The 21,674-nt window shown below is 60.5% G+C and carries 15 protein-coding genes, 1 tRNA gene and 1 other annotated feature; of the genes, 5 read left to right on the plus strand and 11 right to left on the minus strand.

The window, feature by feature from the left end; genetic code table 11:
* The first annotated feature begins 4 nt into the window (after positions 1-4).
* The 3 genes from XaFJ1_RS07775 to XaFJ1_RS07785 all read left to right on the plus strand — a co-directional run bounded on the left by XaFJ1_RS07775 (position 5) and on the right by XaFJ1_RS07785 (position 4,269).
* The gene (locus XaFJ1_RS07775) at positions 5-1,627 is read left to right on the plus strand and encodes an MASE1 domain-containing protein (protein ID WP_012916123.1); all 1,623 of its coding nucleotides are present in this window, start codon (positions 5-7) and stop codon (positions 1,625-1,627) included.
* Positions 1,527-2,758, plus strand: a protein-coding gene (locus XaFJ1_RS07780; RefSeq protein WP_425478926.1) for an IS3 family transposase whose coding sequence is annotated in 2 segments (ribosomal slippage) — positions 1,527-1,818 and positions 1,818-2,758 — 1,233 coding nt in all. Because the reading frame shifts where the segments join, the coding sequence is not laid out codon by codon here. Before XaFJ1_RS07775 ends, XaFJ1_RS07780 begins: the two co-directional genes overlap by 101 nt.
* Positions 1,805-1,921: a sequence feature (AL1L pseudoknot), on the plus strand. Its footprint overlaps the gene before it by 117 nt.
* A gap of 692 nt (positions 2,759-3,450) precedes the next feature.
* Positions 3,451-4,269 (plus strand): hypothetical protein, encoded by an 819-nt coding sequence (locus XaFJ1_RS07785; RefSeq protein WP_155394435.1) that lies wholly within the window; start codon positions 3,451-3,453, stop codon positions 4,267-4,269.
* Positions 4,270-4,465: 196 nt separating this feature from the next.
* On the opposite strand, the gene XaFJ1_RS16140 is transcribed toward XaFJ1_RS07785, so the two are convergent.
* From XaFJ1_RS16140 to XaFJ1_RS07835, 9 genes are all read right to left on the minus strand, one after another.
* On the minus strand, positions 4,466-5,020 hold the full coding sequence (locus XaFJ1_RS16140; RefSeq protein WP_012916126.1) for a hypothetical protein: 555 nt from the start codon (positions 5,018-5,020) through the stop codon (positions 4,466-4,468).
* A 27-nt stretch (positions 5,021-5,047) separates the two neighbouring features.
* The gene (locus tag XaFJ1_RS07795) at positions 5,048-6,949 is read right to left on the minus strand and encodes a T6SS phospholipase effector Tle1-like catalytic domain-containing protein (RefSeq protein ID WP_012916127.1); all 1,902 of its coding nucleotides are present in this window, start codon (positions 6,947-6,949) and stop codon (positions 5,048-5,050) included.
* A 25-nt stretch (positions 6,950-6,974) separates the two neighbouring features.
* On the minus strand, positions 6,975-7,562 hold the full coding sequence (locus XaFJ1_RS07800) for a hypothetical protein (RefSeq protein WP_012916128.1): 588 nt from the start codon (positions 7,560-7,562) through the stop codon (positions 6,975-6,977).
* A 471-nt stretch (positions 7,563-8,033) separates the two neighbouring features.
* Positions 8,034-9,812, minus strand: a complete 1,779-nt coding sequence (locus XaFJ1_RS07810; protein WP_012916129.1) for an AAA family ATPase — start codon at positions 9,810-9,812, stop codon at positions 8,034-8,036.
* A complete protein-coding gene (locus tag XaFJ1_RS07815; protein WP_012916130.1) occupies positions 9,809-10,195 on the minus strand; it encodes a CHC2 zinc finger domain-containing protein in 387 nt (128 codons plus the stop codon). Before XaFJ1_RS07815 ends, XaFJ1_RS07810 begins: the two co-directional genes overlap by 4 nt.
* On the minus strand, positions 10,192-10,443 hold the full coding sequence (locus XaFJ1_RS07820; protein ID WP_045756875.1) for a helix-turn-helix transcriptional regulator: 252 nt from the start codon (positions 10,441-10,443) through the stop codon (positions 10,192-10,194). The genes XaFJ1_RS07815 and XaFJ1_RS07820 overlap by 4 nt, the downstream gene beginning before the upstream one ends.
* Before the next feature lie 109 nt (positions 10,444-10,552).
* Positions 10,553-11,317 carry a hypothetical protein gene (locus XaFJ1_RS07825; RefSeq protein ID WP_012916131.1) on the minus strand — a complete coding sequence of 255 codons (765 nt, stop codon included), beginning with the start codon at positions 11,315-11,317 and terminating at the stop codon, positions 10,553-10,555.
* Between the two features lie 99 nt (positions 11,318-11,416).
* Positions 11,417-12,553, minus strand: coding sequence for a tyrosine-type recombinase/integrase (locus XaFJ1_RS07830; RefSeq protein ID WP_012916132.1), 1,137 nt, complete (start codon positions 12,551-12,553; stop codon positions 11,417-11,419).
* Between the two features lie 273 nt (positions 12,554-12,826).
* Positions 12,827-12,913 (minus strand) — tRNA-Leu (locus tag XaFJ1_RS07835).
* Between the two features lie 143 nt (positions 12,914-13,056).
* Here XaFJ1_RS07835 and XaFJ1_RS07840 point away from each other — a divergent pair.
* Positions 13,057-13,437, plus strand: a complete 381-nt coding sequence (locus XaFJ1_RS07840; protein ID WP_012916133.1) for a response regulator — start codon at positions 13,057-13,059, stop codon at positions 13,435-13,437.
* A 160-nt stretch (positions 13,438-13,597) separates the two neighbouring features.
* The gene (locus XaFJ1_RS07845) at positions 13,598-17,401 is read left to right on the plus strand and encodes a PAS domain S-box protein (RefSeq protein WP_238988308.1); all 3,804 of its coding nucleotides are present in this window, start codon (positions 13,598-13,600) and stop codon (positions 17,399-17,401) included.
* 41 nt (positions 17,402-17,442) lie between these two features.
* On the opposite strand, the gene XaFJ1_RS07850 is transcribed toward XaFJ1_RS07845, so the two are convergent.
* Both XaFJ1_RS07850 and XaFJ1_RS07855 read right to left on the minus strand, forming a co-directional pair.
* A complete protein-coding gene (locus XaFJ1_RS07850) occupies positions 17,443-19,803 on the minus strand; it encodes a Tex family protein (protein ID WP_012916135.1) in 2,361 nt (786 codons plus the stop codon).
* Between the two features lie 101 nt (positions 19,804-19,904).
* Positions 19,905-21,539 (minus strand): hybrid sensor histidine kinase/response regulator, encoded by a 1,635-nt coding sequence (locus tag XaFJ1_RS07855; protein WP_012916136.1) that lies wholly within the window; start codon positions 21,537-21,539, stop codon positions 19,905-19,907.
* Positions 21,540-21,674: the final 135 nt, after the last annotated feature.

The raw sequence follows: 21,674 nt of genomic DNA on the forward strand, positions 1-21,674 counted from the left end.
TGGAATGACAAAAAACATCGCCAAGGGATTCTTGCTAAGTGCGGCTTACTGCGCTTCCTTTCTGCTCGCTTGGCAGCTCTCTGTCGACCAGTGGTACTTACCAGCAGGACTGCGCGCAGCGACTCTACTCTTCCTGCCTTTCCGGCTATGGCCTTATCTACTAATTGGCGATGCAGCAGCACTGCTAATGATCCGCGTGCCAATGGTGCATGAGCACGGCGCTAATCGAATGTGGGCATACACGAGCCCCTTCCTACTGATGCCATGCGTGGCGCTGATCGTACATGCCGCAAGGCGTCATATGGCGCGACTGCTGGAGCAAGAATGCCTGCTGCTGCCGCTGGCATTGACGCTGTCACTTTGGAGCACTCTATGCAACATCGCCTTGAATGCCTTGTTCGATGGCTACACTGTCCTTGATATTCCACCAATAGAGGTGCTTGTACGTTACTGGCTAGGCGACTACATGGGTATGCTGATGTTCATCATGCCTGCACTGCTGTGGCTACGACGCAAGGAACACAAGGAATCCAATTTCCGGCTTTTGAAGGACGGCATCCTTGGCACTGGAATGGTGGTAGCACTTTTGATGATGGCAATCACCGCCCAAGATACTATCTTGCATCAAATTTTAATGTCGATGATGCTTATTCCTGCAATCGTGTTGACGCTGCTACACGGCTGGAGCGGAGCGGCAATCGGCATCGTACTGGCTAACGTTGCCATCGGCATCATGCTCCCCGACGCAAAAGCGTATGGCGCGTACAACAACGACACGTTTTTCGTACAACTGGCACTTGCAGCAATCGCCACGGGAATGTTCGTCTTCGGCTCCCGCTTGTCCTCCGCGTTTGAAAGAGCGCGGTACTTCCGTCATGGTCGAGAGGAAGCCCTACATTTTGCACAAGCCAGTTATCTGCAAGCCGAACGCACCCTTAGACGGCGCGTCGTCGAGTACACCGACATCACTGTACACATCAACAAACTGCGTAAGGACATCGTGGCCCACCTTCGCTCTAAGGGCCAGCATGCTGCAGCGATGGAAACGACACGAACTGGAATGATCCAGGCCAGGCTGCTCGACGAGTACGTGAACGCACTGTACCCGCTCGGCATCGAAACCCATGGACTGTATGACACATTAAGCTCAGCGACGTTTAGCAACCTGTGCAATACTGAGTTCCGGCTCATTCTAAAGGGTGAGCCAAAGCGCTTATCGATGGGATTGCAATTGGCCACTTATCGTAGCGTACTCAATGTGATCGATTCACTACCATTAGCGAATAGACATCTCATCAAGGCAAGAGTCTGGCGAACGAAACATCACCAAGGGATCGCTGTCTACGTCATCGCATACGCGTCGCCACAAAATCCCGTGAAGCACTTTGCACATGATGTGGATTGGGAACTGGCCGCTAGGCTCAAAACGCATGGCGGCACCTGCCGGCGCCGCCATGCCCATAGCATTAGCTTCTTTGAACCGCCCCGGTTTCCGCGGAGGCTCAACACTCTGAGAGGATTGAGCCATGAGCAAGTCGAACAAGTTCTCGCCCGAGGTACGCGAGCGCGCGGTAAGGATGGTGCAGGAGCAGCGCGGAGAGTACCAATCGCTGTGGGCGGCCATTGAATCCATAGCCCCAAAGATTGGCTGCGTGCCGCAGACCCTGAACGAATGGGTCAAGCGCGCCGAGGTCGATGCCGGTGCGCGTGAGGGCGTGACGAGCAGCGAGGCGCAGCGGATGAAGGAACTCGAGCGCGAGGTCAAGGAGCTGCGCCGGGCCAACGAGATATTGAAGCTGGCCAGTGCGTTTTTCGCCCAGGCGGAGCTCGACCGCCGACTGAAGTCGTGAAGGCCTTCATCGACCAGCATCGCAATGCCTTCGGGGTCGAGCCGCTCTGCAAGGTTCTGCAGGTTGCCCCGTCGGCCTATCGACGTCATGCCGCGCTACTGCGCGAGCCCAGCAGGCGCTGTATCCGCGCCAGACGCGACGAGCGGCTAATGCCGCAGATTCAGCGCGTCTGGCAAGCCAACATGCAGGTCTACGGTGCCGAGAAGGTGTGGCGGCAACTGGCACGCGAAGGCGTCGTCGTGGCCCGCTGCACGGTCGAGCGGTTGATGCGCAGCATGGGGCTGCGCGGCGTGGTGCGCGGCAAGGTCGTGCGCACCACCATCGGCGATGCCAAGGCCCCATGCCCGCTGGACCGGGTCAATCGGCAGTTCCGTGCCGAGCGGCCGAACCAGCTGTGGGTCAGCGACTTCACCTACGTCTCAACCTGGCAGGGCTGGCTGTATGTGGCCTTCGTCATCGACGTGTTCGCTCGTCGCATCGTAGGCTGGCGAGTGAGCAGTTCTATGCGCACGGACTTCGTGCTCGATGCTTTGGAGCAGGCCCTGTATGCCCGGCAACCTGAGCGCGATGACAGCTTGGTTTGCCACTCCGACAGGGGCTCGCAATACGTCAGCATCCGCTACACCGAGCGGCTGGCCGAGGCCGGCATTGAGCCGTCGGTAGGCAGCAAGGGCGACAGCTACGACAACGCGCTGGCAGAGACCATCAACGGCTTGTACAAAGCCGAGCTGATTCACCGCCGGGCACCCTGGAAAACTAGGGAGGCCGTCGAATTCGCCACGCTGGAGTGGGTGTCCTGGTTCAACCACCAACGCCTGCTCCAACCCATCGGCTACATCCCGCCAGCCGAGGCCGAGGCAAACTACTACCGGCAACTCGCCAGTCAGACCGCCGCCGTGGCGGCCTGACTTAAACCAAACAGCCTCCGCGGAAACCGGGGCGGTTCAGTCACCTGTTGACAAATGAAGCAGACAATCTTGACCAACGGCAAGGTTTCAACAACAAGTCGCCCCTGAGAGACACCACCCTACAGCCATGCAGCTCAGCCACTTGACGGCAACGCATTACCAATGACGGACCTCGATATGCGCGATGCACTCAGGGCCGATACGATAGGTCCGATCTGACGGAGTGTGGCGGAATTTATGAAATCTTCACACTTCAAAAAAGACGATTTTTGTACCACTCGCATCGCATTCTCAGTCGCCTCTGCTAGAGCATGCGAAGAAGCAAACCGATGGCGCGTAAACCCGCATCAACACACGACTCTGCCTCTTGTGTGTTCAAGAGGCCAATGCCGCAAGCTCCTCCAACATGAGGTTCCGGGCAGAAAAAAACCTCAACCGAGAACAGTTGGGTTCTGGGTGAATGGTGGTGCAGTAGCCGCCTCACCTTGAACCCAGTCCTCAAAAGCATTAGCATGAATTCGAATTCATAAGCAAGTCTGAGGCGGGAGCATCGAACGACGGTGCCGACCGCCGACCGCCTAAGCCGAGGCCGAGGCAAGCAGGCCAGGCCATCAACGTTTGACTTATACCAACCGTCCTCCAATATAGGCTGGATGGCTCATCACCATTTAGGCAGCAATCCAATGCACAGCATGTCTGTCACGTTCGACTCAAATGTTTGGGAGAGCATCGTCGTTCAAGATAAACTCGAAGTGCACCACAGTGCGAACTCTCTTAGAGCGATACGTGATGCCATCGAGAGCAAGCGCATTGCTCCATACATCCTAGATTCGGTCGTCACTCTCGAGTCGTTACGAAAGTCCCATAGGAAAGACTTCCTTGGTGGTATCAAGATAATATCTAGAAGGCAGAAAGAGCAGGTAAATTTCGAGAACGGCGTCAACCAGATAGAAATAACTTGCAATATCATTTCAGATTACAGCCATTTTCCAAGTCTGCATCCAAAGCTGGAAGATGCATTAGGAAAGGCACGGAAGCTTGGCTTTTTGTTTATCAATGTTCCGCGCATTGCTGCTATGCGACTACCATATGAGTGGTACAAGCCACAGGAAGCGACCGATAGCGAGCTATCGGAACGACTGGATCGCACCTTCAAGGCAGTAGAATCTATTGAAAGTCTTGGTCTCGGAGGCTATCAGATCCAAGCTCTTGGCGCTAATATTATCAAAAATAATCCAAGCCAAAGGTTGCAGCCCTATATGATTGCCGCAGCGGAATATGCGGAGGAGAAGGAGTTGAGTGATGCGGTGGCGGAGTGGGTAGATGGTGATGCGATTGCTGCTCATTATGGCCATGGTAACGACGTGTTCTGCACTCTGGATTTTGGCAGAAACGCTGGATTTAAATCAGTTTTGCATGCCAGCCGCAGGGATTGGCTCCGTGAGTCTCTCGGTGTGTTGATCGCTACGCCCGACGAACTGGCGAACATCATTGAAGGCACTTCACGATAACCAGCAACACCTCATGCTACCTGAATCGCCCAGGCTTTTGTAGACACTCATGACCCTCGTTGCGCGTAGCGCCGCTCGAACTCTACAGGCGACAGATCGCCAATCGCTCCCGATTCTGTGGGGGCATCATCATGCCTGACATTCTATTCCGGTCAGATCGCTCCACAATCTGCAACAGATCATGAGAGTGTCGTCGCTATGGCCTGGGTTTCACCAGCCGATACTGCTTCTTGTCGCCGAGTTTGGGTGCCTTGTCGTCGATATTGACGCATAAGCGGCCATCGCCGCAGGGCACGATGTCCGAGCGATTGATCGCCTCCAGATAAGTCAACTGCGTCCTCAGTGCGTCGTAACGGGTCGCGTAGTCGCCGTAAAGCATTTTATACGTTCCCACCAAAGCGACGAGCGCACACAGCAACGACACGCCGCCCCCGATCCACACCCAACGCACGATGGAGATCATGTCGCGCCGGGTGAGTTGCAATGCCCGCACCGTCTGATCCGCCGCCGTGGTAATCCCCTGCACACTGCCTCGCGCCTCGGCCAGGGGCGGCTCCAGTCCGGCGCGGGTGACGCTTTCCAGTTGACCCGAAGCGCTCTGCAACCAGCGTGCCAGATGTTCCTGGGCCTGCGATGGCAGCTGCTCGGCCAGTGCGCCAAGACGGTGTTCGATCAGGTCGCAGCGTGCATCGAACCGCTTGATCATCGCCGCAATGTGGACATCCAAATCGGCCTGTTCATCGTCGTGCATGCAGGTAATCCTTCTTATCAATTTCAGTTAACGTCCTTGCGATGGCCCCTGTCGGGACTGCGCCATTTGCTGTTGGATCATCTGCTGCGCATCCGCCTGACGTTGCGTTTCAGCTGCCATCTGTTGATACGCCTGCTCGGGGGGAGTCTGCATCGCTTGCTGGATGTTCGTGCTGCTGAACCGGGGTAGGAAGTCGAAGCCGTCACTTTTTCTCTCGGCCACAATGGCGCTTTTGTCGGCGTTGAAGTGCAACTGATCCACGCGCGTCAGCCCATGTTCCCGCGCATTCAAGGCCACGCCTGCGGTCAGGTGATCGAGCGTCTTGTTCGTCGGGCATATTCCATTGCGTGTATGCAGCCTCTCGACCTGCGCGCGGATGCTTTGGTTCAAGGCATGATCGGGATGGCCGGCTTCGCGCGGGTCGCGCGGTGGTCGTTGCGCTTCCTGCCGTGCGCGCTCCTGTTCTTCCCGCTGCACGATCGCGCTTGCCTTCGCCATGATGGCCTGGCCACGCGGGGAGTTGGTGAAAGCTTCACTCTCCTTGCTTAGGGTTTCCATGTCGCCGTTTTCTATCGCCGTCGTAATGCGCTGTATCCGAGCCAAGGCAACCAGATATTCCGGCGAATGTGGCCGTGGCGGCACTTCGACTGCCTTCGCCTGCTCTGCCGCCACATGCGGGGTAGCCTTGGGTGGCATTGCGCCTTGCTGCAAGTACGCCGGCAACGGTGGTGCCGCTAACGCATGCGGATGCGGTCCCTCCCGGAAGAACGCCGGCAGCGTTGGATCGGTGCGTTCGGTCGAGACCGCCACCGGGCGCAAGGGCAAGTGCGCGCGCAGCCCGGCATCCAGGGATTGCGCATCGTTTGGGGCCTGGGTCATGCCCGAGCCATCCAGGTTATGCACATGTACGCGATGCCCGAGGGTCGTCGCCATGGTGGTGGTGTAGTAAGAACCGTGTTGTTCGGAGCGGTGAATGACGTTCATTTCCGGCGCGCTGGACACAGTGCGCGGTTGCAGGAACGGTTTATCGCTAAGGCTGTTGACATAATCGAACAATAGATTGCCGTTACGCACGGACAAACCATTGAGCAGGTAGGAACCGCCGATATCCGAATGCGCGCCGGGGTGGACCAGATTGAGGAAGCGCCCGTCATGGGAATGGCCGGGATGCAGGATGTCCTTGGCGGGGAACAGATCGCGGCGTTCGTCGCGGGCGGTGAGTTGCAAGCCCGACACCACCGAGGGCGGCAAGCGCACATCCTGTAAATTCATCTCGCCGGTGGCAACCGGGTCCAGCAAACCCACGGTCTGCGCGGTGCGGCCTGGTGGCACCAGCGGCGGATGCGTGGGGGTGAGTTTGAGGATTTGGCCGTGTGAGTCACGGTCGATGTTCATGCCGACCGGGTCCTGGATGCCACGTTCATGGACCATGCGAGTGAACATGGCCGCGGTGACCCCGCCACGGCTGAAGCCGGTGGACACAATGCTGATTTCGGCTTTGGGGTCTTCGTCGTGCCATGCCCTGGCTTGAAGGATGAAATTCAAGTACATCTCTTCCATCCGTGGACCGTAGCTATAGCCAAACGCACCATCGAGCGTATTCGTCAAGGCATTGTCCTGAGTGCCTACGCCGGGGACGTAGTAGCCTCCGATATTTTCAAAGCCTTTCTTTGCTGCCGTTTGCACCTGGTCGTACAGAATGCCGATATTGGTGATGTGCTGAGGATCTTTGTTCTTGTCGTTACCGGTGCCATCGAAACAGGCCACGAACAAACGAGTGTGGGGGTTCTGTTGACTGACCAGCAGCGGCGCCTGGAACTGCGCCAACTCATGGCGGCTGTGCGCATATATGGCCAAGTCTTGCGCTGTCGCCGGATAGACTTCCACGGCATCCGGCCATTTATTTGGGTCGGTCTGTTCGTTGCCCATTGCATGCTCCCTGGCGAGGACGCCATCAGTAGGTTTTGGTGTAGGCGAGGATCAGGTCATTGCGGAAATAACTATCCGGCCTACCTGGACGCTGCGGAACAGATGTTTCCACAAATGCCCGCATATACACATTGATGGTACGGTCGTTCACTTCCAGGATGATGTCTGGAGGCATATCCGCGTGCAGGATCGGCGGCAACTGATTCTGCGGCACATGATGCAGGATCACCTTGTCCTTGAAGATGGCTTCGAGATCGACCAGTGCATGGTGCGGCTGGCCTTCCTTGGAGCGCCATGTCACCTCGGCGGGGGGGGGGAAGTGTGGGAAGTTGCGGATGCCAATCGTGCCAGCGTGAAGGTTGCCGGGGTAGCGCCCCCCTAGCGACGCCGACGAGATTTGTTTGACATCGTCGGGATCGTTGGCCTCATACCTGTCGTTGTACAGCACCTTGCAGCCATAGGTGTCGTAACACATCGCCCCGAACGTATGCGTACTGAACGGTATCGGCTTACTCGTATCGATATGCACGGTGTTATGGGCATCGACGGGGATATTCCCGATCAGGTGGATGCCGGAAGGTTCATTGGTCGGAGCGTTGGTCGGCGTATTCATGCGCGAACATCCTGTCAGAGAGTGGGCGAAGACGGCGGTTAGCAGAAGGGGAAGTGCTGCACGGGACGGCGTGGCAACAGGAAATCGCACAGCCATAGTTCCACCAGTGGGGAGGGAAAGAAACAGCCTACTACCCAGTGCGTGATCGCGATAGCGAGGTGCCGGCTTGGCGCTGCTCAGGCACCACGCGAGATGAGTGGCCATCATGGCACCCGCGTCCGGCATGCATAGTCTCTCGTCGCTGGCAGGCCAGGAGAATCAGGATTCTGACTGCCGTGTTGTAGGAATTTTCCTACAGTGTCGCTTCGTACCAACACGACACTGGCAACCAGATTCTTGAGCGTCCGATTGCATTGTGTCGGCGGCGTCACGTTCGATCTAACTGCATGCAGGCAGCAACATCGTGAAAAGCCCATCCGCCACCATGGCGACACGATGCCTGCGGGTGTAGTTCGGGCAAGGCGATGGCGTTCATTGACTCCATGAAGGGAGCACTCCATCGCCTGAAGAGGTTGAAGGGGGCGCATCATTTTGTCCGCTCCCTTCACTCCCTTCAGTGCAGTTGTCAGCCGGTAACTGCCATAACCATTCCTGCCTGCCACCGCCAAAGTGGCCGCCACGCTTGACCGCCACCACTCCAATTTTCACCTTTGCCCGTTTAATCGTATCGACCGAGAACCCGGCCTCACCGGCTTCCCGATACACGTCCTTCGCCGATTGCGTCCCATCGCGCAATAGCTCGCGCAAGAAGTCCGCGGCATCCTGCCGTTGGCCGTCGTCCTGGCGTTCGGCATCGTCTAGCAACTCCCGCGCCGTTCCTTTCAGGGCTGCGCCCCATCGCACTGATGATGCAATGACGCCTTGGAAATCTTGCAGTTCCACCTGTTGCAAGTCGTACACGTAGCCGCCACCGTCCTGGCCGATGTTCGACTTGGCTCGCGCCAGGAACCGTTTAGCCGCCTCGCCGTCTCTCGCTTGGGTTATGGCCGTCACCATGACCAACCGGGCCAATGCACCAAAAGCCAGCGACCCGGTAATGCGCTCCACTGGCTCACGGCCTGCCGTACCCTTGGTGAAGTGGGTGATACCCAACAAGGCACAGCGTTGGTTCTGGGCAAGATCGACCAGCGGTTGCAATCCACGCCGTACCTCGGCGTTTTTGTGCGAGTCGCCAGCCACGGCAGAGACGATGGGGTCGATGACCAACAGCACCACGTCACCGATATTATTCAGTTCGGCCTGCAACACATCGCTGTCTATCGCCGGATCGAATGCACGCCGTTCGCCCTTTTCCCGCACGCCCTGCACGAAATAGACGCGGGCCATGTCCGCGCCCATGGCGAGCAAGCGTGGGGCCAGCGTGTCGCGCGCATCATCCTCACCGGACCAGATCACCACATTCCCACGCCGGCTGGGTGAGTGGTCCGGCCACGGGTCTCCCCTGCTCACGGTTGCGGCCATCGCCATGGCGATAGTGGTCTTACCCGTCCCCGGCTGGCCTCCCAGGATGTGCAGCTTGCCAGCGGCCAGCCAGCCGTTCCATACCCACTTTACTGGCTCAGGTATCAGACTGTTGCCGCGTATCAATTCGACATGTGGCCTGTGGCATGTATCCGCGCACGCTGCATCCGGCGCGCTCTGCACCAGTGGCAATGAACCTATCGCGACTGCATCAGCTTCCAGGTTGACGGACAGCCAGTCCACACAATCGCCCTTATCGGGCAAGGGCGGGACGATGGCTGCAATGTCGATCACCTCCACCGTGCAGCCCAGCGCGCGCAGGTGCTCGGCCACATCGACGGCATACTTGCGCCCCGACGCGTCGTTGTCGGGCCACAGGCGCACCCGACGACCGCGCAGTGGTGTCCAGTCTGCCGCCCCGGCGCTGGAACTACTACCGGACGTGGTGGTCAGCAGGCCCAGGGCGGCCAAGACATCGGCGCAGGCTTCGCCCTCCACCACGTAGACGATGGCACCGGGATTGGCGGCCAGGAGTTCTGGCAGGCGGTACAGCACTTTGCCCTCCGGTGGCGCTGGCGGCTCGCCGGGGACGTAGCGCGTCCCGTTCCAACGGAAGGGCCGGATTTCCTTCCGGCCATCGGGGTGCTTGCAGCGCGCGCGCCAGAACACCGGATTGCCCTGAGCATCGCGGTATTCGTGTAGACCGGTCGGCTGGTAGCCCTCGGCCAGGAAGTGAGCCAGGATGTGGCGTGCTGCTACATGCGGGTTCTCAACAGGAATCGCGTTCATCGGCGCACCCCAGCCAGCAGGTCGGCCACGGCTTCCTTGAACGGCTTGCCGGTCAGCCGCATGTGGAAGCTCACCAGGTCACCGGTCTCGCCAGTAGCGAAGTCCCGCCAGGGGCCGCGCGGATTGGTCTGGCAGACGGAAAAGGACGGCTCACGCTCATCCCGGAAGGGGGAAACACCCTGCGCCCAGCCGCTCCCATTTGGCCTGCCCAGCTTGGCAACATGTTGGCGGTAGTAATCGGCTGGGTCCGGCAGCCGGTCGCGCCAGTTGTCCGGCAGAGACGTGCCGCCCCTGTCGGCCTGACCATACATTCGCCATGCACCCAGCGCGCCAGCGTGTGCATCGTGGGCCGCCTTGCGCGGACTGCGACGTTTTTGGGTCATGGCGCCGCCTTTGCACTGGCAGTGCGTTCGATCAGCTCGCGGATATCCTCCACACGCCAGGCGGTACAGCGTTCGCCCAGCTTGACAGGCTGCGGATATCGGCCAGACCGCACGCCGGCCCACCAGGTCGACCGGGAAACCGGGATCAGTGCCGGGATAGCCGTGGTGTTGGTGTCGGGATCGGCAGCGCGGCCGACGATTTGAGGGAGTCGCAGAAACCCGGTTTCGGGGAGTGAAATGTGGTGCACGGTATCGTCTCGTTTCGGCCACCATTGGGCCGGGCGATACCTATTAAATACACCTCGGACAAGCGTTCATATGGTCGTACTCGTAACGCCTAGGCGTTACGGCATGCGCCTAGGCGTTACCGGATGCGCCTACTTTTCGCCAAGCCCTCATCCACCGCTGTACCGTGTTTGTGTCATCAATGGGCAATGTTTCCACCACATGGCGTGCGAATGCAGCACCGGAAATATGCACGACTTTTCCCAATTGCCAGTCCTGCCACATCTTGAACGCCTGCGACTTTGCGACTTGCTTGGGGTCATTCCTGAGTTTGGCTGCAACGGCTCTCCTGGCGCGGCTTCTCTGCTCTTTGTCAACAGCGATCCTTTCATCCAGCAACCTCGCCGCAGCATGAACTTCACCCAGCATGGTTTTCGGATTTCGCGCACCAGCAGGTCCGCGTACATGGCTCCAGTATTCTCGGCATTCAACAGCGTCGGCATAGAGCATCGCAGCCAAAATTAATTGCTTCTTTGATCCGCGATTGAAGGCCAAAAGTGCTTGATCGGCCAAGAATGATGCGACCAATAGATGGAACTCGCTCAGTTCCCAAGGGGGATCCGCAGTAATGGAAAGATCAGCTTCAAGCGAATATTCTTCGCGTGCCCAAGCCGGGCCAGATTCCACGTAGCATTCCAGTGCGTAGGCGAGCGCACCTTCTGTATCTCCTTCGTTATTGTCCCAGCGTTCGCAGAGCCATACATACAAGGCTTTTTTTGCGAGCATCACAGATTCGACTCCGCGCACCTCGCCTATCTCTAGCGCACCTGAAAGCCACTCACACAGATCGCTTATGCGTGTGCGTAGCTGGCGTTGAAGCTCCACTTCGGTCGACATGGCACACCCTTGCGCCCCTGGAGAGAAAGTTCCCACACCAAGCCGGCAGGGCGTCCGGCTTTTCGTCTCGTCGTCTAGGTGCGGGTATTCGGTGGAAGCTTAGCCGGCCTTGGCCCGCAGCGGTACGACGTTACCGCCCGTGCGTAAGCTGTCCAGATAATCCGCCCATGCCTGCATCATGCGCACGCGCTCGGGCAGGTACTGCGCCGCGTGCGTGTATGCCTCGCGGACCTTATTGGTTTCGGCGTGGGCCAGTTGTCGCTCGATGGCGTCGGCATTCCAGCCCATTTCATTAAGCCGCGTCGCCGCCATGCTGCGGAAGCCGTGACCCGTCATCTCATCACCGGAATAGCCCAGTGCGCGCAGCGCGGAATTGATGGTGTTTTCCGACATGGGGCGGTTCGGGCGCAGGCCGGGGAATACATGGGGGCCACCACCGGTCAGTGCATGCAGATCGCGCAGGATCGCCACAGCTTGGCTGGACAGGGGCACTAAATGCGCCGCCTTCATCTTCATCCGCTCGGGGCGGATACGCCACATGGCGGCATCCAGGTCGATTTCCCCCCACTCCGCCGCCCGTAGCTCGCCGGGGCGCACGAACACCAGCGGGGCCAGCTTCAATGCTGCATGGGTCACGGGCTGCCCAATGAAGCCCTCGATGGCGCGCAACAACTGTCCGATCTTGACTGGATCGGTTACGGCGGCATGGTGGCGGGCCTTGACGGTTTTGAGCGCGCCTCGCAGGCTGGCGGTGGGATCAATCTCCGCCTTGCCTTCCAGCATGGCGTAACGAAACACCTGGCCGGCCTTGATCTTGGCACGGCCAGCAGTTTCCAGCTTGCCGGTGGCTTCAATCTTGCGCAGGGCATCCAGCAACTCACGGGGCGTGATCTCGCCAATGGGTCGGCTGCCGATCTCGGGGAACAGGAAGGTTTCCAGCAACCAGCGATTCTTCTCCGCCGTGACGCGCGCGACGGTCTGCCGGGCCATCCACGCGCGGGCCACGGTCTCGAACGTCTCCCCAGCGGGAGCCACCATGGCCGCCTGCTCCTTGGCCCGTTTCCGTTGCTCGCCTGGGTCCACACCAGCAGCCAGCAGCTTGCGCGCGGCGTCGCGCTTATCCCGTGCATCGGCAAGGCCGGTATCGGGGTAGGTGCCAAGGCTCAGCGTGTTGCGCTTGCCGGTGTTCGGTCGGCGGTAATCCCAGCGCCACCAGCGGGCACCATCCGGTCTCATCAGCAGGTACAGGCCGCCTCCATCGCGCAGTTTAAGAGGGGCAACTCCAAAGCTTGGTCTTGCGGATGGCGGTATCCGTCAGCGGCATGGCGGTAACTCTTGGCCTCAACGTGCGGTAACAACTGCTGTTACCGTCAAAGCTACCGCCAATTGCCACCGGATTTCAACGCACACCCCTGGACACCACCGGATTAACGGGCACAAAAAAAACCCGCTAAATTGCGGGTTTTTTTGAAGTTTCTGGACTTTATCGGACGCCCTGAAACAATGCATTGGTGCCGAAGGTGGGACTCGAACCCACACGCTTTTAAGGGCGGCGGATTTTGAGTCCGCTGCGTCTACCGATTCCGCCACTTCGGCGCGGCCGACAAGTATAACCGACTCGACTACCAAAACACCATAGGGGCCCGCTTCAATCATGCGGCGGGATGCAGTAGCAAGTCTACACGGCGGGATTGCCGCTGCCGCTATACTCTCATTTCTGAAACTTTAACGAGCAAGCGATGTCGGCATTGCGGGGCCTGCGTATCTTGGTGGTCGAGAACGACGAAATGAACGCGACGCTGCTGGAGTTACAGCTTGCCCAGGCCGGTGCCGATGTCGTCGGTATCGCTGCGTCGGTGAAGCAAGCCCTGGCGTTGATCGACAGCGAACGTCCGGATCGGGCGGTCCTCGATTTCCGCTTGGCAGCTGGCGAAACCAGTGAGACAGTCGCCCGGGTATTGACCGAACGCGCCACGCCCTACGTGCTGGCCACTGGAGTGGCCGCCGCGTCCCTGCCGGCGGGTTTCGCCACGGGCGTGGTGCTGACCAAACCCTATCTGTCCGAGCAGCTCATCAAAGCATTGGAAGACGCTCACACCAAGATGACCGCACGTCCCTGAGAATCCTTAATTGCAAGCTTGTCACCGCGACATGCTACATTCGAGGAACACCGCCATCAACGCAAACGACCGTTCACCGCCTGCTGTCCGGCTTCCTGCCGGCAGCGTCACGGGGGAGCTGTTGCGCGCAATCGACTGGCCCAACCACTCACTGGGCCCCATGGAACACTGGCCGCAAAGCCTGCGGACCGCCCTGTCCATCTGCCTGGCGTCGCGTTTCCCGATGGTGATCTGCTGGGGCGAGCGGATGAGTCGCCTGTACAACGATGCCTACATCCCGCTTCTGGGACTGCGCCACCCCGCTGCATTCGGACGCCCAGCCGAAGAGGTGTGGCCGAACGTGTGGCCGGCAGTGAATGCGCAGGCCGAACAGGTCTTCGCTACCGGGCAATCCACTTGGAACGCGCACATGCCGCTAACGGTGCTGCGCAACGGCTACAGCGAGCAGGTGTATTTCACCTTCTCCCATAGCCCGCTCTACGACGACAACGGCGATATCGGCGGTGTGCTGTGCGTTTGCATGGAAGACACCGTGCACACCACCCAGCCGCGCGAGGGCGATACATTGCTGAGTGATCTGGACGTGCAACGCACCCAGATGGCCGATGCCTTCGAGCAATCCCCCACCGCACTGGCCATCCTGCGCGGCCCCGACTACGTGGTCGAAAGCGTCAACCCACGCTATCAGGAACTGATCGGGCCACGCGAGTTGGTCGGCCGACCGCTAGCCGAGGCAATCCCGGAGATCCACCAGCAAGGCTTCCTGCAACTACTGGACACCGTGCGTGCCAGCGGCATGCCGTTCACCGGCAAGTCGATGACTTTCAACCTGCGCCGCACCGCACACGGGGCGATGTCGGAAACCAATGTGGACTGTATCTACCACCCCATGCGCGACGCCGATGGCAAGGTCACCAGAGTGCTGGTGCATGGCATCGATCGTACCGAGCAGATTCGTTCTCAGCCGCACGACAGTTTCCTGCTGATGCTGGAAGACACGTTGCAGAATCTGGACAACGCCGAGGCTATCTGCGAAACCGGCGCGGCGATGCTCGGCCAGCATCTGCGTGCGAACCGCTGTGCCTACGCGATCGTCGCCCCCGACGAAGACACCTTCGATGTCCGCGCCGACTACGTCGACGGTGCCGCTCACCGCACTGGACGCTCGTGCTTGAGCGAGTTCGGCAGCGATCTGCTCGACTGCCTGCGCGAGAACCGCCCCTGGGTCGTAGCAGATACCCGATCCCATACTCCTCCACTGCGCTTGGACGATCTCGATCAACGGCGCCTGGAGCTGCGTGCGGTATTGACCGCGCCGCTACACAAGGCCGGACGTCTGGTCGCAATGATCAGCGTGCACCAAACCTATCCACGCGTCTGGACGCCGGCGGAAATCGAACTGGTGAGGCTGGTGGCGGCACGCTGCTGGGAATCGATGGAACGGGCGAGCGCGCAGGCGGAACTGGCCAGCAGCGAGGCACGCCTGCGCGAGTTGGCCGATGCAATGCCGCAGATCGTGTTCACCACCATGCCAGACGGCCAAGTCGACTACTTCAACAAACGCTGGTACGAGTACACCGGTCTGCCGGTCGGCGAAACTGGCTACGACAGTTGGCGCAAGGTCCATACCGAAGAAGGTTTGGCGCGGATGATGCAGGTGTGGCCGGAAGCCTTGCGCAGCGGCGAACCCTACGAAATCGAGTATCCGCTGCGCCGTCATGACGGCAACTATCGTTGGCACCTTGGGCGTGCCCTGGCAATCCGCGACGAAGCTGGCCAGATCGTACGCTGGATCGGCACCAACACCGACATCCACGACCGCCGCATGGTCGAACAGCGCCTGCAGGAAAGCGAGTTGCGCTTTCGCAACCTATGTGACAACGCGCCGGTCATGATCTGGATGTCCAATGCCGATGGCGATTACGAGTACATCAGCCGCCAGTGGTACCTCTACACCGGCCAGAGCGAACAAGAAGCACTAGGGGCCGGCTGGCTGGAAAAGATCCATGTCGACGACGTCGCCGCGACCGGGCGCATGCTGGCGCGGGCGTCAAACGACTGCCGCGCCTACACGATCGAATACCGCTTGCGCCGCCACGACGGCGAGTACCGCTGGTGCGTGGATACCGCGACTCCTCGCTTCAGTTCATCGGGCCAGTTCCTCGGCTTCATCGGCTCGTTGATGGACATCGCCGAACGCAAGCGCATCGAGCACGCCACCGCCGCCGAGCGCTCGGCGCTGGAGATGATCACCACTGGAAAACCGTTGAACGTGGTGCTCGAAGCAATCGCGCACGGTATCGAAGCGCAGAGCGATGTGGGCTTGCGCTGCACCATCATGCTCGTCGACGAGCATCAGCAATGTTTGCTGGAGGGAGCGGCACCGAGCATGCCGGCCGGATTCCGCAAGGCCATCCATCGCCTGCCGATCGATGCCAACACAGTCTCCTGCGGACGCGCGGTCCACCTGCGCCGGCAAGTGCTGTGCAGCGATATACGCCTGGATGCGCACTGGCAACACTATCTGACCGTGGCCGTTGAAGCCGACATCGTCGCCTGCTGCTCTACCCCGATCATCGCCAGCGATGGCGATGTATTGGGCTCGGTCGCGCTGTATTTCCCGTTCGTGCACTACCCCAACGCACACGAACAGGAGCTGGCCCGCTCGGCCTCGCGGCTGGCCGGCATTATCATCGAACGCCGTAAAACCGACCTACGCCTGCAGCAACTGCTCGACGCCGAACAGAATGCACGCAGCGAAGCCGAACGGGCCAGCCGCATGAAGGACGAATTTCTGGCCACATTGAGTCACGAATTGCGCACCCCACTCAATGCGATCCTGGGCTGGGCGCGGCTGATGCAGCAAGAGACGGAGGTGCTCGAAAAAGATATCAGCAAGGGCCTGCAGGTGATCGAGCGCAGCGCCCATACCCAGGCGCAGATCATCGACGACTTGCTGGACATGAGCGCCATTCTTTCCGGCAAGGTCCGCCTCGAACCGACAGAATTGGATCTGCGCACTCTGATCGGGGAAACGATCGACTCCGCCAGGCCCAGTGCCGAAGACAAGGGCGTCGATATCGTTTTGGTCGCCGACAGCACGCCGCTCCCCCCGTATCTGGGCGATACGGTACGCCTGCAGCAGGTGTTAACCAATTTGATCGGCAATGCGATCAAGTTCACTCCAAGCACAGGCAAGATCACGGTAACGCTGAGCAACAGCAGCACCCATATGCGCATCGAGGTCAGCGATACAGGCTTGGGTATCGAACCGCTGTTTCTACCGCACGTATTCGACCGCTTCAGTCAGGCCGATGCCAGCAGTACGCGCAGTGCCGGTGGACTCGGCCTGGGCTTGTCCATCGCCAAGCAATTGACGGAACTGCATCATGGGCAACTGTCGGTCATCAGCGATGGCCTCGGCCTCGGCTCGACTTTTACCCTGCTATTACCACGCAACGACCTACATGGACTGGATCAGATCCGCAGCCACGAAGGCGGCGCGATCGCCAGCGGCGGCTTGCGTGCTGGCGGCATTCGTCTGGACGGAGTCCGCGTGTTAGTGGTCGACGACGACATGGATTCTCGCGGCGTCACCCAGCGCTTCTTGCAAGAAGCCGGTGCGACAGTCGAAATCGCGGTATCCGCCGACGACGCCGAGGCACTGTTGCGCGAGCGCCCTTATGCGCTGCTGGTCAGCGACGTGGGCATGCCGCGCCGCGATGGACACAGCCTGATTCGCAGCATCCGCGCACGCGGGGCCGGCGCGACCAGCCGCATTCCCGCAGTCGCACTGACCGCCTACGTGCGCAGCGAAGATCGTACGCTGGCCTTGGAAGCCGGCTTCGATGCACACCTGGGCAAACCAGTGGATCCGTTGAAGTTGATCGAGCTGGCAGCCTCGCTGGTTTCGCCAGCGCCGGTCACCGAACAAGGCTCCAGCTCCAAGACCGAACCAGCCTGAGCCTGCGGACTGCCGACATCAGTCGGCAGCCAGCGTCTTCTTCAGCCGCGCTTTGCCCGCGCGAACGCGTCGGCCAGGGCGTTGTTGGCCGGTGCGATAGCAGGGGGCCGTGCTTTGGCGTTGCCGCCTTCCCGGTTGCCGCCGCGCTGCGCGCGACGCACCGCACCGGCGGGCGCGCGTGCGCTGCCGTCGCGTTCGCCTGCCCGTGTCGGTGCCGGTGTGTCGTCCAGGCGCCTGGTCAGTGCGATGCGCTTGCGCGCCACATCCACTTCGAGCACCTTGACCTTGACGATATCGCCGGCCTTGACCACCTCGCGCGGATCCTTGACGTAACTGTCCGACAAGGCGGAGATATGCACCAAGCCATCCTGGTGTACGCCGATATCGACGAATGCGCCGAAAGCGGCGACGTTGCTGACCACCCCCTCCAGCACCATGCCAGGCTTGAGATCCTTGATGTCCTCCACGCCGTCGGCGAAACGTGCAGCCTTGAACTCCGGACGCGGGTCGCGACCTGGCTTTTCCAGTTCCTTGAGGATGTCGCGTACGGTCGGCACACCGAACGTCGCATCGGTGAACTGATCGGGCTTGAGGCTGCGCAGGAAACTGCCATCGCCGATCAGCGCCTTGATCGGCTTGCCGGTGGCGCCGACGATGCGCTCCACCACCGGATACGCTTCCGGATGCACTGCCGAGGCATCCAGCGGCTCCTCGCCATCGGCAATGCGCAGAAAGCCGGCGCACTGTTCGAAGGTCTTCTCGCCCAGCCGCGACACTTTCAGCAGATCCTTGCGGCGCTTGAACGGACCATTGTCGTCGCGGTGACGCACGATGTTCTCGGCCACGCTGGACGAGAGCCCCGACACCCGCGAGAGCAGTGCCGCCGAGGCGGTGTTGACGTACACGCCCACCGCGTTGACGCAGTCCTCCACCCTGGCATCCAACGCCCGCGCAAGGCGGTACTGGTCCACGTCGTGCTGGTACTGACCCACGCCGATCGCCTTCGGCTCGATCTTGACCAGTTCCGCCAACGGGTCCTGCAGACGCCGCGCGATCGACACCGCCCCGCGCAGCGATACGTCCAATTGCGGGAACTCCTTTGCCGCCAATTCCGAGGCCGAGTACACCGAAGCGCCCGCTTCGCTGACCACGATCTTTTCCAGCGACAGCTGCGGATTCTGCTTGATCAGATCCGCCGCCAGCTTGTCGGTCTCGCGGCTGGCGGTGCCGTTGCCGATGGCGATCAATTCCACGCCATGCTGGGTACACAACTGCTGGAGGGTGTGCAACGCCTGATCCCATTGTCGGCGCGGCTCGTGCGGATAAATCGTCTCGGTGGCGAGCAACTTGCCGGTGGCATCGACCACCGCGATCTTGCAGCCGGTACGGATACCCGGGTCCAACCCCAAGGTCACGCGCGGGCCTGCCGGCGCGGCAAGCATCAAATCCTGCAGGTTGTCGCCGAACACGGCGATTGCCTCGGCCTCGGCTTTTTCGCGCGCCTGGTTGAACAGATCCAGTAGCAAATGCATGTGCAACTTGGCACGCCAAGTCATGCGGCATGCATCGAGCAGCCAGCGATCCCCAGGCCGGCCCTGGTTGGCGATAGCGGCACGCAATGCGACCCGTCCCTCGGCATACTGGTGGCCAGCGTCAGGGTCGCTGCCCGGGTCCAGTTCCAGAGAGACGATGTCTTCGCGGCGCGCACGGAACAGGGCCAGCAAGCGGTGCGAGGGAATTTTGGCCAGCGCTTCGGCGTGATCGAAATAATCGCGGTACTTGGCACCTTCCTGCTCCTTGCCTTCGGCGACGCGAGCGCGGATCACCCCGACCTCGCTCAACCAGGTACGCAATTCGCCGACCAGCGACGCATCTTCGCCCCAGCGTTCCATCAGGATCGCGCGTGCGCCTTCCAACGCCGCCTTGACGTCGGCCACGCCCTTGTCTGCATCGACGAAACCGGCGGCAACGGTTTCCGGCACTTGCGACGGATCGGCCAGCAGTCCATCGGCCAACGGTTCCAGCCCGGCCTCGCGGGCGACTTGCGCGCGCGTGCGCCGCTTGGGCTTGTACGGCAGGTACAGGTCTTCCAATCGCGACTTGGTGTCGGCGGCGACGATTTCCGCGCGCAATTGATCGCTGAGCTTGCCCTGCTCGGCGATGCTGCTCAGGACCGCGGCACGGCGCTCCTCCAGTTCACGCAGGTAGACCAGACGCACTTCCAGATTGCGTAGCTGGGTATCGTCCAGGCCGCCCGTGACTTCCTTACGGTAGCGCGCGATGAACGGGACGCTGGCGCCTTCATCCAGCAGCGCGATGGCCGCGCGCGCTTGCGCTGGTTGCGCACCGATCTCCGCGGCGATGGTATTGGCGATCTGCTGGGCGAGCTGAGTGTCGTGCATTGCGTCCGGCCGAAGCCGCCTTGCGGAAAACCGCTATTTTCGCAGTGCGCGCGCCACCGGGGAACCCGTTGACAGGCGCACGCAGACCTGTCGCGTTCAACTCACTCCGTTCCGTTCGGACCATCCAACACCATGCGGACCTTGCGGGTCAACTCCTGACGGTTGTAGGGCTTGGCCAGCACTTCGAATTCGTTACCACCGGCATCGGTGCGTTCAATCGAGGACTCCGCATAGCCGGTCGTCAGCAATACCTTGATGCGCGGCTGTCGGCGCCGCACCTCACGCGCCAGCATCACCCCATTGAGGCCGCCGGGCATGATCAGGTCCGAATACAGCAAGTCCACATGGATACCGGTATCGATCAACGCCAGCGCTTCGCGCGCGTTGTACACCACATGCGTGACGTAGCCCTGATCTTCCAGGAACAGGCGCGCCAAGTCGGCGATATCCGGCCGATCTTCGACGATCAGGATGGTCTCGTCGCCCTGGCGATCGAATGGGCGACGTGCGCGCGAGTCGCGTGGCGCCATGTTCTCGACGTTGTCGTCGATGGGGAAATACAAGCGCACGGTGGTGCCATGGCCTTCTTCGGAATACAAACGCACCGCACCGCCGGATTGCTTTGCAAAGCCATACACCATCGACAGGCCAAGGCCAGTCCCCTTGCCTTCATCCTTTGTGGTGAAGAACGGATCCAGAACGCGGGCCAGCACCTCCGGCGGCATGCCGCTGCCGTTATCGGTGACCGATACGCACACGTAGTGACCGGGTAGCAGATTATCGTAGGTCGTCGGTTCGTTGACGCGCACCGACACGTTGCGGGTCTGAATCACCAACCGCGGCACGGACTGCTCGGCCATCGCATCGCGTGCGTTGATCAGGATGTTCAGCAACGCGACCTCGGCCTGTGTCGGATCGATCCGGCAATTGCGCAAATCCGAGGCCAGTTCCAGCGAGAATGCAATGCTGTCGCCGAGGGTGCGCTTTGCCACATCGCTCATCCCCGCTACCAGCGCATTGAGATTGAGTACGCGTCCTTCCAACTTTTGCTTGCGCGCAAACGCCAACAATTGTTGGGTCAACCGCGCCGCCTGGCTGGCCGCATCGCGGGCACGCTCCACACTCTTGGACAACAATAGCGGAGTGGACGACTCGCCTTGCACCGCATGCTCGATCAGCTCCAGATAGCCGGACATGATCTGCAGCAGATTGTTGAAGTCGTGCGCGATACCCCCGGTGAGCTGGCCCAGAGCCTCCATCTTCTGCGCCTGACGCAGGGCATCCTCGGCATCACGGCGGCGGCTGACATCCAATTGCGAGCCGAAGAAGTACACCAGCTTGCCGCACTCGTCGTAGACCGGAGAGATGTACAGCGCGTTCCAGAAGCTGGAACCGTCTTTGCGATAGTTGAGGATCTCCACAGCCACTTCGGTGTGCGAAGCGATCGCATCACGCACGCTGCGCACGGTTTCGCGGTCGGTGTCCGGCCCTTGCAGGAAGCGGCAATTATTGCCGATCAGTTCCTCCTTGCTGTAGCCGGTCATCTCCAGGAAAGCGTTATTGACGAAGATGATCGGGTTGTCCGGCTGGTTCGGATCGGTGACGATCATCGGCATGCGCGTGGTCTGCACCGCAGCGAAGAAGATATCGCTGCTCCGGTTGGACACGCCCGTAGGCGCGTCCGAGTCGACGCTTACAGGCAACGAATGGTCGGGGCTGGAGTCGGATGCGGACATGGTCGGGGCAGGTCGATGCGAACCATCGCTGGCCCGACTAGGCGGGCAACCACCCCAGGGTTCGCACGCCGGGGGCAACGTGAATCATACCTATGCAAACGCTCCACCAGAATATCGTCTTGCAACGACTCCAGC

The organism is Xanthomonas albilineans (assembly GCF_009931595.1).
GTDB lineage: Bacteria > Pseudomonadota > Gammaproteobacteria > Xanthomonadales > Xanthomonadaceae > Xanthomonas_A > Xanthomonas_A albilineans.